Consider the following 18278-nt stretch of genomic DNA (forward strand, 5'->3'; position numbering starts at 1 on the left):
AAATGTCCCCCTCTCTTTTGCCATTTATAATTTGTAATTCATAATTCGTAATTATCGCCATGAATTGGAATACCCTCATATCTGCCAAGCGTTTCGGACTGGAAGAGTTTCATCAGGAGCGTCACGAAAACCGTTCAGAGTTCCAGCGTGACTATGACCGTCTCGTTTTTTCAGCTCCTTTCCGCCGCTTGCAGAACAAAACACAAGTCTTTCCCCTTCCGGGTAGTATTTTCGTACACAACCGCCTGACACATAGCTTGGAAGTATCCTGTGTAGGCCGCTCATTAGGGACTAATGTAGCCAAGGCAATCCTTGCCCGCCAGCCCGAACTGCAAAATTCTTATCTTCCAGAAATAGGTTCCATTGTATCAGCTGCCTGCCTGGCACACGATTTAGGTAATCCCCCCTTCGGACACTCCGGAGAGCGGGCCATCTCCACTTTCTTCTCTGAAGGAAAAGGTATGGCACTGAAAGAGCAGCTGCCTGCCGCACAATGGGAAGACTTGACACACTTTGAAGGAAACGCCAATGCCTTCCGCTTACTCACCCATCAGTTCGAAGGACGGCGTAAAGGTGGTTTCGTTCTTACCTACTCCACTCTGGCAAGTATCGTAAAATACCCCTTTTCATCGAGTTTAGCCGGCAAAAAGTCTAAATTCGGTTTCTTCACCACGGAAGAAGAAAGTTTCCGACGGATAGCCGAAGAACTGGGTATGAAAAGATTGAATGATGATCCACTGAAATATGCCCGCCATCCACTCGTCTATCTGGTAGAAGCGGCAGACGACATCTGTTACCAGATGATGGATATTGAAGATGCCCATAAACTAAAGATACTCACCACCGGAGAAACACAAGATTTACTCCTTTCTTACTTTCCTGAAGAGCGTAAGGCACACATGCTCAAAACACTGGATTTTGTCAGCGATGTCAATGAGCAAATAGCTTATCTGCGTTCCTGTGTCATTGGATTGCTAATCCAGGAATGTACTCAGGCCTTCCTGAACAATGAAGAAAGAATATTGGAAGGAGAATTTGAGGGAAGCCTCATCAAACATATATCCGAACTGCCTGCCAGTGCTTATAATCATTGTGCCGACATTTCTCTAAAGAAGATTTATCGCTCACGCGACGTATTGGATATTGAACTTGCCGGTTTCCGCATCATCAGCACTCTGCTCGACTTAATGATAGATGCCGTTCGTTCACCTGAAAAAGCTTACTCACAGCTACTCATCAACCGGGTATCCGGCCAGTATAATATAAAAGCGCCCATACTCTATGAAAGAATACAGGCGGTATTGGATTATATCTCGGGTATGACAGATGTCTTCGCTCTCGACCTCTACAGAAAGATCAACGGGAATAGTTTGCCGGCAGTATAAGTTGTGCCTCAGGCACAACCATTATCTACTCGGGAAAAAGACTTTATTAGCACCGGAAGTCAGTTTGCAAGACTCCGGTTCATTTTCTATGAACGATTGGATATGGCGAATACGCTTTTCTGCCAGAATTTCGTCCACAGCAATCAAGATACCGGTTTCTTCTACATCACCGAAACCGTAGTTAATAGCGGTGCCAAACATACGCATGGTTGGGCTCAGGCTCATGTAAGCATTCACCAACGGCGGAATATTGTAACCTAACTTACGTATCTCGCAATTCAATATCTTATAGTCTTCCTTAAATGTCTTCTTACAAAACAAAGCAGCCAAATCAGCTTCTTTAGCTTCCATTTCCAGCGGTTTCATCGGAGTAATCAGATTATCTTTATCCGCAAAGTGCTTCTTCAAAAAATAAAGAATCATGTCGCGTCCCTGGCGGTGATAGCTTGGATACATAGTTACTTTACCGAAGAAATATTTCACATTCGGCATAACTACTGTCAATGCTCCCAGTCCGTCCCACAAATTATCTAACGCAAATAAGCCTTTGCTACCGGCACGGGTAGACTGATATTCCACTGTAACAAACGAACGACCTAACTCAATAGTAGTAGGAAGATACTCCTTCAGGAACTTTTCAGAGAAATTGAACATATGAGCCGTAGCCAGAATGGGAGCGCCATGTTCGTCATATTGAACATCCGTACCAAGGAGATAACGGTAACCGCCCAATATTTCTTCTGCCTCCGGATTCCAAACAATCAGCTGTTTATAAGGATTTTCCATGATATCGTATTCATCGATATCCAGCGGTTTTCCTGTTCCCCCGCCTGCCGCACGAAAAGCAATCTCACGCAAACGTCCGATTTCCTGCATTATATTCGGAGAATCCTGAGCTGTAATGATATAAATCTGATTATGGCTCTTGTTGGTCGTACGCAGACGCTTCTCTTCGGTCAATTCCGCTTTCAGAAGGTCCTTACTTATAGGTTCAATAATCTCTTCCATATTTTTTTGTTAGTAGTTCTCTTATTAAAACTAAGTTCTATAATTTATAAACGATATCTTTTACGTAAGCCGCCCACTCGGCAGGAGTCTTCGATTTATCAAAAGTCTGCCAGGAAATAGGTTTCCCAATGGTAACGGTAAACGTTTTATGACGGTTCTTCAGCATCTCATCCGCAAGATAGAGCATAGCAATATTAACCTTGATGCCCAAGAATTTACAGATGTTAGCCAAATTATAAAAAAAGTTCGAATTCCGGCCCTCGAAATGAATAGGGACAACATCACGATGTGTCTGCACACTCTTCACTACAAAGGTCTTTTTCCAATCCAAGTCACGGATCACTCCATTCTGACGACGAGAACACAACCCGGCCGGAAACATAATCAATTGATCATCGGATGCAAAGCCTGCTTCTACCATTCTCGGAAAGTCTTTTGCCTGTTTTCCGGTCTTATTAATAGGTATACAGAGAGGGGCTAATCCTTGCAGGTTCATCAGCAAGTCATTTACCATATACTTCACCTTACCATTATAAAAAGAGCCCAGTACATATCCCAAGGCCACACCATCCTGGCCTCCCAATGGATGATTGGAGACAAAGGTATAGAGTCCTTCTTTCGGTAGGTTTTCTTCTCCCTTCACCACGATATTGGCATCCAGAAATTCCAGGCAGGCTTTTAAAAAGTCTACACCCACTTTATCCTTAGAATCGCGCAGGAAAACATTCAGTTCTTCCTGATGAACAATTCTTTTCAGATAAGAAACTACGAATCTGGGGATGTACTTATAGTACTTCGGAGCCTTTTCCCGGAGTACTTTATCAATATCAATCAAAAATAAAGAGTCGTCAGCCATTCTTTTTAAGATGAAATGATTGCGCAAAATTAACTCATCTTTTTAATTATACGCAATAAAATTGTCTAAAACTGCACCCAAAAACAAACAAAAGACGCCCAAAAACTATCATTTGATAGTTTTTGCCCTAAAGATTGCTTGAAATGCGTCCGTCGGAGTTAGATAACTTTCGTAAAATTGCAACATCAAAAGTCAAACAAACGAATAACTATATAAAAAAGGAGAACGATATGAACAGTATTACATTCCAAAAAGATTTGCTCGGAGTACAAAGCGATTTATTACGTTTCGCATACAAATTAACCTCCGACCGTGAAGAAGCAAATGATTTGCTTCAGGAAACCTCATTAAAGGCATTGGATAATGAAGACAAATATGTACCCGACACTAATTTCAAAGGCTGGATGTACACCATCATGCGCAATATCTTTATTAATAACTATCGCAAGGTGGTTCGCGACCAGACCTTCGTAGACCAGACTGATAATCTTTATCATCTTAATCTGCCACAGGAATCCGGATTTGCAAACACCGAAAGCGCTTATGACCTGAAAGAGATGCACCGCATAGTAAATGCCTTGCCACGCGAATATAAGATTCCATTCTCTATGCATGTATCCGGTTTCAAATACCGCGAAATTGCAGAAAAGCTGGGATTACCCTTAGGCACAGTAAAGAGCCGCATATTCTTTACACGCCAGAAGTTGCAGCAAGAACTGAAAGACTTCAGATAACCTGACTGGCAAGATAAAACCAGGGATTACCTTATTCAACCTAAACCGATAACGTTTTGATATAACAGAGTGTTCATACAGAGGTCAGAAGCCTCCTGTATGAACGCCATCAAAACACCCGAAAACTATCAATTTATCACCCGAAAACTATCAATTGATAGTTTTCCCCCCATTTATTGCGAGAATTCCGTCCGTTAAAGTGACGTATCTTTCGTAAAATTGCAAAGTCAAAAGGCAAAACAAAAGAATAACTATTGAAAAGGAGAATTGATTATGAATAACAGTATTACATTCCAAAAAGAATTACTCGGGGTACAAGACGATTTATTACGCTTTGCATACAAATTAACCTCGGATCACGAAGAAGCAAACGACCTACTCCAGGAAACCTCATTAAAGGCGTTAGATAACGAAGATAAATATGCACCTGATACGAATTTCAAAGGATGGATGTATACCATCATGCGTAACATCTTTATCAACAACTACCGTAAAGTAGTTCGCGATCAGACTTTCGTAGACCAAACAGATAATCTCTATCATCTCAACTTACCGCAGGAATCGGGATTCGATTGCACGGAAAGCGCTTATGATCTGAAAGAGATGCACCGTATAGTAAATGCTCTGCCCCGTGAATACAAGATTCCGTTCTCAATGCACGTATCCGGTTTCAAATACCGCGAAATTGCAGAGAAGCTGGGATTACCATTAGGTACAGTAAAAAGCCGTATCTTCTTCACCCGACAGAAGTTACAACAAGAATTGAAAGATTTTGTTTAATAATAAAGAATAATAATAAGCAGAATCAATACATCACATAGAATTTTAGTTGTGTTAGAGAGATAATGGGCAGGCAGGAGTAATCCGGTCTGCCCTATCTTTTTTAGGGGTCTGCTCCACACCCGAACCATACCAAAGCCGTACTTGCTCCGTACATTCTCCACTCAGAAGTACCTCTACACGGAGAAAGTACGGAGTTGGTACGGAGCAAGTGCAGCCCGGGCAGGTATTTGATTAGTAAAATCTGGGGGCAGGAGGATTTTCGCCTTTATAATCCTTATTCGTATAAACGCGTATCCAGTCGATATACATGGCAGGCTTGGCATCTTTTTTCCATTCGGAAGGAATGATAGCACCAGGCCAGGCATTCGGGTTCGTAGAGATACCCGTACTGAAAATCAGGAAGAAGCCCAGCGGATCACTCCAAGGCCAGTCGGTATTGCCATCAGCCCCTTTGTGATGTTCAAAATAGGCTTGTCCGTTGACACCTCCTACAATGCGGTCGGGATACCATTCCAGCCAATAGATATTCCATTGAGACATATCGGCAAGATTGATGGAAGAAGTGACACTACCGCCACCGCCTACTACACCGGCATAGTGGTTTTCGGAATGGAGCGTGAAATGAGCACAATCATTCAATGTCTTCTTGGGATTCTCCAAAAGATCGATCTCACCATTCTTCGGCCAAGGACGGTTATTGTTCCCCATAAACCAGAGAGCATCATTGAAGCCTACATAAGGAGTACGTTTGAAACGTATCTCAATACGCATATTTTCAGTAAAGTTACACCAGAACTCCTTACTGCCGGGAAGTGAGGTGCGATAGCAACCGTGGGAATACTTCACTTTCTTACCGAAGCGGTTGTCTATCGAGTCTTTCTCTTCTACACTCCAGATGCGCAAAACTCCATCTTCTACTTTTGAACATTTCCTGTTATCGACCTTTGCCGTACGTGACATGTGCAAGCCTCTATGCTCTACAAAGCCAAGCGGCAGTCCCTTTTTCGTATCCTTATCATTAAACTCATGGGCTGTATAAAAAGACCATCCTTTCATTTTAGGATGCATATCGCCCTTCTTCAAGTGCAGGGCATCCCCCGGATTGTCATACACCAATGTTTCATCATCTTTCGGCAATACCCTCTCTACGTCTTCTCCATCGGGATAGGGAACAAACTTGCCGGTAGTTTTCAGAATAGGCATAGTGGCATGTTGAGCTCGCAGATAGTCACTCAAAACTTTAGCCAGCTCCTTCACTTTATCCGGATAACATGCAGACAAATCATGCTGTTCGGAAATATCATCGTTCAAGTTGTATAGACAACTGCTGCCGGTTTCGTAATAATGAATTAATTTCCAGTCACCTTTCACAACGGCACTTTGTGGAGCACCAATCGTTTGTATTCTCTCACCCCAATTATTCGGATAATGGAAAAATAAAGCACGTTCTTTTTCTCCAGTCTGTCCCTTCACCTGTGCCATAAAGCTCTGCCCGTCAATCTGCTGTGGTGTCTGATAATCATGTACTCCAGCTATTTCCAACAGAGTCGGGAAGAAATCTTCAATAATGACTGGTGTATCATTCATGGTTGAGGGGGGCGTTACATTCGGATAATAGACGATCATCGGTTCGCGAATTCCTCCTTCTTTCAAGGAACCTTTTCCTTCACTCAATGGAGCATTTTTATCCGCACGGCCTATTGTATAGCCACCATTATCCGACATGAAAATAATAACTGTGTGATCTGCAATGCCTTTCCGGTCTACATAGTCCATCAAATCTCCCAAGCTCTTGTCCATACCCTCCACCAAGGCAGCATACTGCGCCTCTTTATGTGGAAGCCCTTTATCCATATACTTCTGATAGAAACGTTTATCTGTCCCGAAAGGCGCATGCACGGCATAATGACTCATATAGAGGAAAAAAGGCTTAGACTGGTCAAGAGCCTTATCCATAAGCCCTTTTGCCTCCAATGTCAAAGCCTCAGTAAGGAAAGTATCTGTTCCATGATACTTTTCCAAATCGGGCACAGCCCATATCGCTGCCCATTCCGGCTTGCCGGAAGCACCATATCCTTCTTCGCCCAGATAGCTGCCCATAGCACCGGCTGCATGACCGGCTATGTTATAATCGAAGCCGATAGCCAATGGATTGGCAGCAGGTGTATCTATCGAACCGAAATGAGCTTTACCTACCATCATGGTAGTATATCCGTTTTCACGAAGCAATTGTGGCAGGCACTTCGCATAAAAAGAATGTTCCAACCCGGGTTCAGGACACAGACCATTATAATTCCATGCTTCAAAATCCAGCATCTCATTTTTCCGGTCGGTCGGTGTATCTTTCTTCAACGTCCAGTTCGTTACTTTATGCCGGGCGGCGTTTGCTCCCGTAAACAAGCTGACACGTGAAGGGGAACTGATAGGGCATGCATAAGCGTGCGTAAACCTGACACCTTTCTTTGCCAGACGCTCCATATTGGGTGTTTCATAAATATGATTCAATTCGGTAGTATCATTCCAGAACGGTAAGGAAGTATCTTGCCATCCCATGTCATCCACCAGAAAAAGAATAATATTAGGCTTTTGCTGAGCTATGGCATTACCTGAAAGCAATGCCATAGCGGCTATAGAGAGTATCGAATTCTTCATAACACTACTTTGTCAGGATACCGACTTCACCGACCGTTACAACATTTTTATTATTTATCTCCGACAATGGTTCCAGCTTGAAATAACGGGCAGGATATGTTTTGCCAAACCGTACAAAGTAAGGCACAGGATTGTGCATGATATTACTGAATTCACCACTTGCCTCACATTTAGTCCACGACTGTCCGTCAAGGCTCACATAGAAAGCATATTTATAGATAGTTCCCGTCAAATCCTCTCCTATGGAAGGAGCATAACTAAAGCCACTTACTTCAACTTTATCCCCCATATCAACAACCAATGGCGTAAGTGCGGAAGCACGCCAAACCGTTTTCCGGTCCCCATCAATAGCCTTACGGGAATCTGCATTGCCACCAACCACCTGCCATCCATCGACAGGTACATTGCTGAGTTGTATTTCTTCATTCTTATCTGCAAGAGGTTCTGCATAGAAAAGACCGACCGCAGCAACATTAGCCACACCACGGGCAGAGCGAATGGTTACACGAATGCGCTCCGGACGAGTATCAGAGAAACGTACAAGACGTTTATATCCTACTGTTGTGCCTTCTGCCATATGAATCCAGGAACCATCTTTATACGCTTCTACAAGGAAACTTTCAATACGTTGTCCTTTGGAGATATCTTCCTGAATCATGAAAGCATTCACCAACGCATCTTTCTGTATATCATATTGGCGGACTGTACCGGAAGTTCCATGCCATGCCTCGTTTCCTTTCAGCACATAATTACGGGCAAATGTTTTCTTTAAATAACTGGAAAATTCTTTCAGCCTCTGCACATCATTTTCATTAATCAACCCACGAAGGTCGGGCGGAATATTCAATAAAAGAACGGAATTATAGCCTACTGACTTGAAATAAATATCCGTCAGATGATTTAAAGACTTCACCTGCTTGTCTTGATCAGCATGATAAAACCAACCCGGACGGATGGAAACATCTACCTCAGAAGGATACCAGAAAAGTTCGGTAGCGCGAGCCACTATATCACGTCCGCCTAAGTCCTTTGCCTTGCCGAAGATACCCAATTCTTTATTCTGTTCGCCGGAACGGGGATAGATACCCGGAGTCAGAGCTGTAGCACTCCATTCTGTTTCACGACCGATACCTTTTTCATTGCCTACCCAACGAACGTCATCACCCATGATAGCAGTAACTGCTTTAGGTTGCAGGCGACGAATGGTTTTCAATATAGCATCCCAGTCATAGATTTGTTTTTTGCCATTAGGACCTTCACCGTTGGCACCGTCAAACCACACTTCATGGACTTCACCGTAATTGGTGAGTAATTCAGTCAGTTGCTCGATGAAAAACTGGTTGTAGGCAGGAGAATCACCATAGCAAGAAGCATTACGATCCCACGGGGAGAGGTAAACTCCAAACTTGATGCCATACTTCTTGCAGGCATCGCGCAATTCACGTACCACATCTCCCTTTCCACCTTTCCAAGAAGAAGATGCTACGGAGTGCCGGGTCGTTTTGGTAGGCCAGAGACAGAAGCCATCGTGATGTTTGGCGGTGATGATGGCCATCTTGAAACCGGATTCTTTAAGAGTCCGCACCCATTGTTCGCAGTCCAGCGAGGTAGGATTAAAGATGGCAGGATCTTCAGTACCATCTCCCCACTCTCGTCCGGTGAAAGTATTTACACCGAAATGCAGGAAAGCGGTCAGTTCCATACGCTGCCACTCCAGTTGTTGGGGAGTGGGTACAAGGCGTGAAGCCATTTCTATCTTTTCCGCAACTGTAGCACCAGCGGGAAAAGCAACGTGCTTTTCATAATAAGTCTCTTGTGCCTGCAATCCGGAAAGGATTGTAAGACTGAGAACTGTAGTTAGAATCAGGTTTTTCATGCTATCTTATGTTATAGGTTTCGATCTATTTCAAAGGACGGATTGTAAACCGGAATGTATAATCCTGCACAGGTACACGATACTGCGGCAATACTCCAGGGCCACAGGTGGCCGTACCGACTCCTGCCTGTGCTGCATCCAGATGAACAGTTACCACTCCTTCGCGCCGTAATTGATTGATATGCGTTGCTGCATCCAGATTCTCATCCGTAAAAGGAATCACACTAAATTGGAACGAGGTATCGGAACGGAATGCCAGCCCCTCACCTGCCTCATCAGCAAGTTGCATCCAACGGACATCCGTACGGTTACCCGTTGCCTGCGGACGAACATAATAGTGAAACATGCGCTCCACATTGGTATGATAAATACCTATTTTACCGGATTGGTTACGATCCATATAAGTTTCATGCGCTCCACGCCCCAGATAAGACACCTGACTGTAAGTATCAAGCATTTCAAAAGTAAGCCCTACACGCGCCAGTGAAGAGATAACGGTGGTATCCGGCACGAAGTGTGTCTGTATATCCAATTCACCGTTTTTCTTTAATGTATAAATGAAAGAAGCGGTTCCCACTTTTTCACCACGGACATTTAATAATTCCACTTCGGCACGTCCACCGCGGATAGAGGTCTTCACGGTAAGGGCACGCTGTGTCAACTGACCCAACCCGGCTTTCTTCCAAGCTTTGGCTCCTCCTACTTTTTCACGGTTATCATTATCCGTCACCGGACGATAGAGGCTCAATGTAACGGGAGAAACCAGTAATTCTTTCCCATTATAAATATAAGAGCGAAGCGCCCCTGTTGCCGGATCTATATTCATTTCCACCTTACCCGAAAGTTTAGTTTCCGGAGCCCGGTGGTTCTTATTACCCGAAAGAACAAATTGGTCATAGGCTACCTCGTAATCCGTATTAATAAACGGAGCAGCATCCACAGACGTCCAACTTAAGTTCAGATAAGCTTCACGAACATCAGAAGGTAAACGTACAGTACCCAACGTAACTTCAACGGTGGCGTGCGGAGCAGCATCTACCCGACGAGTACCGTCAGCAATCACTTTCCCATGATCACCTACCACCTGCCAGTGTAAGGTATAAGCATCGAGATTCGTAAAATCATACCAATTCTTTATATTTAAAGTCAGGTTACTCTTATCAACTAGTGTAGCCTTTATATATTGATATGCTTTCTTCACTTCCAGCAAATGCGGATGAGGTTCGCGGACGGCATTCACCAGACCATTGCAGCAGAAGTTTCCAAAACTGGGTACATTCTTCGGACCATAATCGCCACCGTAAGTCCAATACCAACGACCATCGGCATCTATTTCACGGAAAGACTGATCTACCCAATCCCAGATGCAACCACCCTGCACTATAGGTTCTGTTTCGAAAATATCCATGTATTCTTTCAACCCGCCTCCGCTATTGCCCATAGCATGCAGATATTCAGTCATGATGAAAGGACGATACACTTTCGGTTCTGTCTGGCGGGCATAGGCCAGCAGTTCTTCCACACTGCGGTACATACGGCAGTAGATATCCGTATTATAATTCTGTTCGGCACGCTCGTATTGTATAGGGCGGGTGGTTTCAATGGACTTCATCCAATCATATGTCCGTTCAAAGTTGATTCCGTTACCCGCTTCGTTGCCCAACGACCAGATCACGATACCCGGATGGTTCTTGGCACGTTCGTACATACGTTGCGTACGGTCCATGTGTGCAGGCAGCCAAGTGCTATCCTTTGCCAATGAAGCCGGGCCATACCCCATGCCATGCGATTCGATGTTTGCTTCATCTATCACATAAAGGCCGTAACGGTCGCAGAGTTGATACCAGTACGGATGTGTCGGATAATGTGAGTTGCGCACAGTATTCAGGTTATGTTGTTTCATCAGGCGAATGTCTTCTTCCATCAGTTCTTTACTGACAGTACGTCCCAACTGTGAATGTTCATGCCGGTTAGCACCTTTTACCAATACAGGTACCCCGTTGATACAGAAACGGCCATCCTTGATTTCGGAAGTACGGAAACCGACTTTGCAACCGGTCAGGTGTGTTATATGTCCTGCATCATCTTTCAACGCCAATATCAATGTATAAAGATTCGGGTGTTCTGCACTCCAACGTTTTACATCAGGAAGGGACTGTTCGTCAAAGGTAATAAAATTACTCAAACCACGGCTCTTGACCGGTATTTCATTTTGTAATATTGCCTTTCCTGCAGTATCTTCCAGACTATATGCCAAAGTAGACACACCAGTCGCACTTCCTTCAACTGTTACATCAAGGCCGAAAATTCCTTCCTTATACTCTTTCTTATCCAAAGAAGAAGTTACTTTATAATCAGCTATAAACTGGCGTGGAGTACTGTAAAGATAGACATCCCGTTCAATACCACTCAACCGCCACATATCCTGACATTCCAGATAGGAACCTGCACTCCAGCGATATACTTCAAGTGCCACGGTATTTTCTCCTTCCTGCACATAGTCCGTGATATCCCATTCGGCAGGAGTCTTTGAACCTTGGTTATAACCCAGCATATGTCCGTTCACCCAGATATAATAGAAAGAGATCACACCCTCACAGCAAATCACGATGCGACGGTCTTTCCAGTCAGCAGGAACCGTGAACGTACGGCGATAAGAACCTACTTCGTTCTCTGCATAAGGCACCAGCGGCGGATTCTTTTTGAAGTTGAACAGAGGATCATCAAATTCGTAAGTTTCGTTCACATAAATAGCCGTACCATATCCCTGACGCTCCCAGTTACCGGGTACATCGATGTCTGCCCATCCGCCCGTATAGAACGAAAGTTTATAAAAGTCTTTCGGACGATGATCGGGATTCTTCACCCAGTGGAATTTCCACTTACCGTTCAGACTCATATAGTAAGGTGACTGCTCATAATTGCCTTCACCCGCAGCAACAGCATTCGCATAAGGCCATATATAAGTATGTGGTGCCAGTTTGTTTTTTCCGATGGCATACTGGCTCTGCCATTCCGGCTGTACAGTCTGTGCTATAGCAGGGGCGGTAAGCAGACAAGTCAGACACAAGCTCATCAGGGTCTTTTTCATGGTACTATATCTCATTTTTCTAATTTTCTATTCTATTATTATCTCATCAAAGTATATCCTCGCTTCCTGTCCCGGACGTACATGCGTGAAAGGACAGTCTCCTGCTCCACGGGCTACTACACGAACATAGCGTGCCTCTGTCCCTATTTCAAACGGGATATCTTCTCTAAATACACCTTCACGGAAGATTTCGTTCTTTGTGTAGCTACACTCACCTACTTTGCGATACTCCTTGTCATCATCCGAAATCCAGACTTCTATTGCAGCAGGTTTATGCACTGCCATGCCATAATTCGTTATAGAGCCTAACGTTAGTTTATTCACCAATTCCGGTTTCTTCAAGTCGAGGGTGAAAGTAACCGTATCGCTTTTCATCCAGGAACACCATTCCAGATCAGTATATTTCTGACTTCCCCGTATCCCGTTTGTCAGCATATAAAGGTCTCCTGTACCGGCACTCTTAACAGGCTTTGCCGTCGCTTTATTCCAGATGACAGGCAACTCCAGCATTTGTCCCAATTGCTCGTTTCCGGCAAAGGTTGCTGCCTTAATTGTTTTGGCCTCTGTAAGCATCAATGGTTTTGTATAAAGGGGTGATTGTGCAGTCGGCACACTGCCATCCATTGTATAACGCACCTGTGCATCAGGGCGAATACAATCCAGTTCTACTTGCAGACGCCCCTCTTTCGGAGTTACAGTCTGTTGTATATTATACATGGAACGGGCATAGACAATGCCTTTTGCAGCCAAGTGTTCATTAAAGTGGTCCATAGCTTTCAGGTAAGAAGCCCAGTTCTTGCGTGCAGGCTTCGTCCAGGCAACTTCCGCCAATGCCGACAGGCGGGGGAAAAGCAGGTAGTCCACATCTGCCGGAGAGTTACAGAACTCTGTCCACATACACGCCTGAACCCCCATTAGCAGAGATGCAGCCTGCGGTGTCCAGTCTTTCTGCACAGGTTCATAGTCATAGACATCTTTCAGGGTGTTATTTCCAAAATATGTAATAGGTTCGAACCATTGGGGACCTTGATAGCGGATGAGATACAATATCCGGGCAGGAGTCATGATGAAGCGGTGACCCAATTCGGCAGCTTTCAGTGCAGCCTGTCCGTAACCTTGCCATCCAAGGATAATGCTCCCTTCGGGGATTCTGGCATTCGTCAGTTCATCCCATCCTATCACTTCACGTCCCTTATTCTGCACATACCGTGCTACCCGTGCCATGAAATAGCCTTGCAATTCTTCTGTATTCTCCAATTTCTCCGCTTTCATCCGTGCCTGGCACAACGGACATTCTTCCCAATGTGTCTTTCTCGCCTCATCACCACCTAAATGGATATATTTTGAGGGAAACAATTCGAGTACTTCATCCAGAATATCTTGCAGGAAAGTAAATACACTGTCATTTCCTGCACAAAAGATAACATCCGCATGATTCCCGCCTAAACCGGGCAATACACCGATAAATTTATCCACTACCGGACAGGACAGCAAAGGGTAAGCAGCCAATGCAGCATTACTATGTGCCGGCATTTCTATTTCCGGGATCACTTCGATATGCCGTTCCTGAGCATAGCGCACGATCTCGCGGATTTCATCCTGCGTATAGAATCCTTTTTCCACAGTAGGTTCACCTTGACGGGGATTACGGCGTTCGGGGAATGTCTTGCCCGGACGGTCTACACGGCATGATCCTATTTCTGTAAGCGAGGGGTATTTCTTAATTTCAATACGCCAACCATTGTCATCTACCAGATGCAGATGTAACTTGTTCAACTTCAGCATCGCCATACAATCGATAATACGCAACAAGTTTTCCTTGGGGGAGAAAAAACGTGCCACATCTACCAATAGTCCCCGATAACCGAAACGGGGTTGGTCGGTGATAGTCAATGCCGGAACAGTCCAATCGACGTTCTCCGTCACTTGTTCACTTTCAATCTCAGAGGGAAGTAATTGACGAATGCTTTGAAGGGCATAATAGAAACCTTGCAGATCGGAGGCACGGATGGTTATCTTCTTAGCCGTTATCTCCAGTTTGTAAGCTTCACTTTTTAAGGTAGCGTCCGTCACCAGACAGACATCCCCTTTCCGGCTATCTACCTTTATGCGGGGAGTAAAACCTGCCGCACGGGTAAGAAGTCCGGTGAACTGGCGCACTTGCTCAGTTTGTCCTTCATTCTCTACTGCGAAACTTGTCTTAGCGGAGAAGTGGAAGTTACCCGTGCCCGGTACTAAACTCACCGGGCAGGGAACTAATGAAAAGGGTTGTGTCAAGTTATCAGCCTGAATGTTTGTTACTGCCAGGAACAGACAAAGCAGTACTGTATATATATATCTCATAAGGTCATAGCGTTTGATAATATGAATTATTCTTTATCTCTCTCTGGGGAAAAGCGTACCGGATCATTGTATTGTTCCTGCAATGCCGTAAGTTCGGTTTTCAGTTCCTTCACAATGTCTTCCGTACCCGGTTGTCCATAGATGTTACGCATTTCGGTCGGATCGGCCTGTAAATCGTACAATTCCCATTCATCGATGTCATTATAGAAATGAATCAGCTTGTAACGTTCGGTACGTACGCCGTAATGACGCTTCACCATGTGTTCAGCAGGATATTCATAGAAGTGATAATACAGGGATTTCCGCCAGTTTTCAGGTTTTTCGCCTTTCAGTAATGGAACCAGGGAAAGTCCCTGAATATCTTCGGGCACTTTCACGCCGGCCAGTTCCAGGAATGTGGGTGCATAGTCAATGTTCTGTACCAACTCTCCGATGTCTCCTTTACGGTCGAAACCTTTCGGCAAACGCATAATCAGCGGTGTATGCATGGATTCTTCATACATGAAACGCTTGTCGAACCATCCGTGCTCACCCATATAAAAACCTTGATCGGAAGTATAAACAACTAATGTGTTATCCAGCAATCCTTTCTCTTTCAGGTAATCCAGCACACGGCCTACATTATCATCCAGAGATTTCACAGTCTTCATGTAGTCGCGGATATAGCGCTGGAACTTCCAGTTGGCAAGTTCTTTACCCTGAGGATTCTTTTTATAGAAATCATCGATGATAGGACCATAGAACTTATCCCATGCTGCACGCTGCCCCTCATCCATCCGGCCGATATATTTCTCATAAAGAGACTTCAACCGGGTTTCTTTGTCCGGATGTAGCATTTTGAGGTCATAGATCATATCCATATCTTTCACAATGCTCATTTCCTGTGCAGCAGCGGCAGGACGTCCTTCGTAATCGTCGAAAAAATTGTCCGGTAGCGGAAAGGTCTTGTCTTCATAAAGTGCAAGGTTGCAGGTATCTGCCAACCAGTTACGATGAATCGCTTTATGATGAATTAAAATACAGAACGGCTTATTTGTATCCCGCTGATTTTCCATCCAGTCGATAGCGTCATCAGTGATGATATTGGTCACATAACCGTGCTTCTGTATAGTATCATTGTCCTGAGTGATAAAATCAGGATTATAGTAATCACCTTGTCCGGGCACGATCTCCCAGTAATCAAAACCCGTAGGCAGACTTTCCAGGTGCCATTTACCAACCAACGCAGTCTGATAACCGGCCTGTTGCAAAAGTTTAGGGAAAGTTTGCTGCGAAGCATCGAACACGCAAGTTGTGTTATCATAGAATTTATTGGCACAACTGTGCTTGCCCGTAATCATACAGGCACGGCTGGGACCACTCAGAGAATTAGCCACAAAGCTGTTTGTAAAACGTATTCCGTCGGCTGCAATGCGGTCCAGGTTCGGCGTCTCCATGTAGCGGTGGTCATAACAGCTCATCATCTGGGCTGTGTGATCATCCGTCATGATGTATACTATATTATATTGCTTTTGTTCCTCAGCTTTCTTTTGTGAAGTACATGAAGTCATGGATGCCACAGCAGCGGCACCGGTCAGAGAAAAAAGCAATCCTGATTGTATCGTGTTCATAATCAAATCTAATTAAATATTTAAAAATCCGGATGTGGAATGCGAGGGTGGAAGACAACTCCCACCCCGCATCCGGGAAGATCTAATAACCTATTGTAAACTCTATAGATTCCGGATGATTAATAACCAAAGTTATTATCGTTATTCGTGAGGCCCGGATTAGCATCTATTTCACTGGTAGGAATCGGCAGAAGCAAATTCTTTTTCAGGAAGTCATCCGTCAGGCTACCATTGTTCAGGAGACGATCTGCAAAGTTGTTTACACTTGAAGTATAATTCTTTTCTCCCAATATGGTCAGTTCATGAGTAGTATTCAGTTCCAGGAACTTCTTGAAGTATACCGTACCGCGGATACGTACCATATCGTAAATGCTGGGTTCGCCGCAAAGTTCGATGATCCGCTCAAAATACAATTTTTCCGTAACCTGTTCTTTGGTAAGTGATGCCGACCAGTCTGCAGGTTGTGCAGAAGAAACGGCTCCGGATTTGCGTGCACGGGCCAGTACTTCATTGGCCAGGCTGATAGCTTTCGGAGTATCACCCAGTTCATTGTAAACGTCAGCCATCAGTAACAGCATTTCAGCGTAACGATAAACCATTAAGTTCTTGTGGGCCATCGTACCAGTTTGTGTCTGGTCGTACAACTTGCCAAAGTACGGCCACTTTTCTGCATTACCTGTTTTTGCAAAGTCATTTACAGCTTTTGCTACTGAAGAGTTATACGGAGATGCCCCGTGTGTAGCCTCGTAATTATCACAAACGCTAAGGCTCGGGTTCTTCGGATTAGGAAATTCTGCATAAGGCATCTTGGCTGTAACCTCCATATTCACATTGTTCGATCCGGGCACTGTCATATCAGTATATTTGATTTTCCAGTAAGGGTACGTACATACAGAGTCGTTAGCACAAAGTGCAGTACCAACCTGAGGTTTCGGATTAGCTTGATTATTACCGTTACGAGCTCTCCACTTTGTCAAGAAGTTAACATCAATACGGGGATCTCCCGGGTAAGTACCTTCATGCATATCATAAGCGAACTTAGCTACACGATACGTACTCCAGTTGATGCCACTGGTAGAAGCCTGAGGAGCAAAGCGGTTACTGCCACGATTGTAGCACCCGTTCGCATTTCCCGTTGAATAATTCATCTGGAAGATAGACTCCTTGGAGGTTGACACATATTCACCAAACAAATTGGCAAACTTAGGCTCCAACGAATAAACATGACTTGTGTATACTGCATCAAACATGTTTTTTGCATTCTGCCAATTGGCGGCAGCATCTATACCCAGAACAGCCATCTTATAATACACTTTACCTAGGAAAGCTTTTACAGCCCAGGAATTAGCACGTCCCACTGCTGATTTTTCAGAAATAGACAGAGCATCCACCAGGTCCTGTGTGATTTGTGAGAACACCTCTTCACGGGGTGAACGGGCAATAGAAATACCTTCGGAAGAGGAAGCAACCGTTTTCAAAGGAACATCACCAAAAGTGGAAACCAAATTATAGTAAGCCAGTGCTCTCAAAAATTTAGCTTCGCCACCCTTCTGAGTCTTGACTGCTGCACTCAGCCCGCTCTTATCAATACTTTCCAGAAAAGCATTGATTTCGGCTATCGCCTTGTACATACCTCCCCAAGCCAAGGATACCAAGCTATTGGCAGCCAATGTATTCAGCGAGTTCAAATCCTCAGGACGTTGTGCCCATGCAAGACCCGAAGCTACAATAGGAGCTTCCTGCCACATCTGTCCGTAAGCATTAGGAGCCGACATATAACCATAGCATCCCAACAGAGCTAATTCTGCATTATCTTCGGTCTGGAAAACAATATTACTATTCTGAGAGTATAAGGGATCTTCATTCAGTAAAGAGTCACAGGCTGAAAAGCTGCACAGTACAGCCAAAGACAGTATATAATATTTATATCTTTTCATATT

The 18278-nt window shown here is 44.4% G+C and carries 11 protein-coding genes; 3 read left to right on the top strand and 8 right to left on the bottom strand.

Annotated elements, in window-relative coordinates; genetic code table 11:
* The first annotated feature begins 59 nt into the window (after window positions 1-59).
* Window positions 60-1385 (top strand): deoxyguanosinetriphosphate triphosphohydrolase, encoded by a 1326-nt coding sequence (locus tag DWW10_RS01655; protein WP_022393707.1) that lies wholly within the window; start codon window positions 60-62, stop codon window positions 1383-1385.
* Window positions 1386-1406: 21 nt separating this feature from the next.
* Here the strand turns inward: DWW10_RS01655 and glsB are convergent, their stop codons facing one another.
* Both glsB and glsA read right to left on the bottom strand, forming a co-directional pair.
* Window positions 1407-2393: a glycine N(alpha)-acyltransferase GlsB gene (glsB, locus tag DWW10_RS01660; protein ID WP_022393708.1), complete on the bottom strand. Its 987-nt coding sequence runs from the start codon at window positions 2391-2393 to the stop codon at window positions 1407-1409.
* 37 nt (window positions 2394-2430) lie between these two features.
* Window positions 2431-3249 (bottom strand): lyso-glycine lipid O-acyltransferase GlsA, encoded by an 819-nt coding sequence (gene glsA, locus DWW10_RS01665; protein WP_118420652.1) that lies wholly within the window; start codon window positions 3247-3249, stop codon window positions 2431-2433.
* 230 nt (window positions 3250-3479) lie between these two features.
* Between glsA and DWW10_RS01670 the strand changes: the two genes are divergently transcribed.
* Together DWW10_RS01670 and DWW10_RS01675 are read left to right on the top strand one after the other, a co-directional pair.
* Window positions 3480-3983, top strand: coding sequence for an RNA polymerase sigma factor (locus DWW10_RS01670; protein WP_118221689.1), 504 nt, complete (start codon window positions 3480-3482; stop codon window positions 3981-3983).
* Window positions 3984-4256: 273 nt separating this feature from the next.
* Window positions 4257-4763, top strand: a complete 507-nt coding sequence (locus DWW10_RS01675) for an RNA polymerase sigma factor (protein WP_022393711.1) — start codon at window positions 4257-4259, stop codon at window positions 4761-4763.
* A 234-nt stretch (window positions 4764-4997) separates the two neighbouring features.
* Here DWW10_RS01675 and DWW10_RS01680 read toward each other — a convergent pair whose 3' ends face one another.
* The 6 genes from DWW10_RS01680 to DWW10_RS01705 form a co-directional block, all read right to left on the bottom strand.
* Complete coding sequence (locus DWW10_RS01680) at window positions 4998-7418, bottom strand: sulfatase-like hydrolase/transferase (RefSeq protein WP_022393712.1); 2421 nt, start codon at window positions 7416-7418, stop codon at window positions 4998-5000.
* Window positions 7419-7422: 4 nt separating this feature from the next.
* Window positions 7423-9294, bottom strand: a complete 1872-nt coding sequence (locus tag DWW10_RS01685) for an alpha-L-fucosidase (protein WP_022393713.1) — start codon at window positions 9292-9294, stop codon at window positions 7423-7425.
* A 25-nt stretch (window positions 9295-9319) separates the two neighbouring features.
* Window positions 9320-12385 carry a glycoside hydrolase family 2 TIM barrel-domain containing protein gene (locus tag DWW10_RS01690; RefSeq protein WP_118420653.1) on the bottom strand — a complete coding sequence of 1022 codons (3066 nt, stop codon included), beginning with the start codon at window positions 12383-12385 and terminating at the stop codon, window positions 9320-9322.
* Between the two features lie 27 nt (window positions 12386-12412).
* Window positions 12413-14728, bottom strand: a complete 2316-nt coding sequence (locus DWW10_RS01695; protein ID WP_022393715.1) for a glycoside hydrolase family 20 protein — start codon at window positions 14726-14728, stop codon at window positions 12413-12415.
* A gap of 26 nt (window positions 14729-14754) precedes the next feature.
* Window positions 14755-16338: a sulfatase family protein gene (locus DWW10_RS01700; protein WP_022393716.1), complete on the bottom strand. Its 1584-nt coding sequence runs from the start codon at window positions 16336-16338 to the stop codon at window positions 14755-14757.
* A gap of 119 nt (window positions 16339-16457) precedes the next feature.
* Window positions 16458-18275, bottom strand: coding sequence for a RagB/SusD family nutrient uptake outer membrane protein (locus DWW10_RS01705; protein WP_022393717.1), 1818 nt, complete (start codon window positions 18273-18275; stop codon window positions 16458-16460).
* Window positions 18276-18278: the final 3 nt, after the last annotated feature.

Source organism: Bacteroides intestinalis, assembly GCF_003464595.1.
Lineage (GTDB): Bacteria > Bacteroidota > Bacteroidia > Bacteroidales > Bacteroidaceae > Bacteroides > Bacteroides intestinalis_A.

Bases quoted from the DNA above. Each gene is read 5' to 3' on its own strand.
- DWW10_RS01655 (WP_022393707.1), top strand. From the start codon at position 60: ATGAATTGGAATACCCTCATATCTGCCAAGCGTTTCGGACTGGAAGAG.
- glsB (WP_022393708.1), bottom strand. From the start codon at position 2,393: ATGGAAGAGATTATTGAACCTATAAGTAAGGACCTTCTGAAAGCGGAA.
- glsA (WP_118420652.1), bottom strand. From the start codon at position 3,249: ATGGCTGACGACTCTTTATTTTTGATTGATATTGATAAAGTACTCCGG.
- DWW10_RS01670 (WP_118221689.1), top strand. From the start codon at position 3,480: ATGAACAGTATTACATTCCAAAAAGATTTGCTCGGAGTACAAAGCGAT.
- DWW10_RS01675 (WP_022393711.1), top strand. From the start codon at position 4,257: ATGAATAACAGTATTACATTCCAAAAAGAATTACTCGGGGTACAAGAC.
- DWW10_RS01680 (WP_022393712.1), bottom strand. From the start codon at position 7,418: ATGAAGAATTCGATACTCTCTATAGCCGCTATGGCATTGCTTTCAGGT.
- DWW10_RS01685 (WP_022393713.1), bottom strand. From the start codon at position 9,294: ATGAAAAACCTGATTCTAACTACAGTTCTCAGTCTTACAATCCTTTCC.
- DWW10_RS01690 (WP_118420653.1), bottom strand. From the start codon at position 12,385: ATGAAAAAGACCCTGATGAGCTTGTGTCTGACTTGTCTGCTTACCGCC.
- DWW10_RS01695 (WP_022393715.1), bottom strand. From the start codon at position 14,728: ATGAGATATATATATACAGTACTGCTTTGTCTGTTCCTGGCAGTAACA.
- DWW10_RS01700 (WP_022393716.1), bottom strand. From the start codon at position 16,338: ATGAACACGATACAATCAGGATTGCTTTTTTCTCTGACCGGTGCCGCT.
- DWW10_RS01705 (WP_022393717.1), bottom strand. From the start codon at position 18,275: ATGAAAAGATATAAATATTATATACTGTCTTTGGCTGTACTGTGCAGC.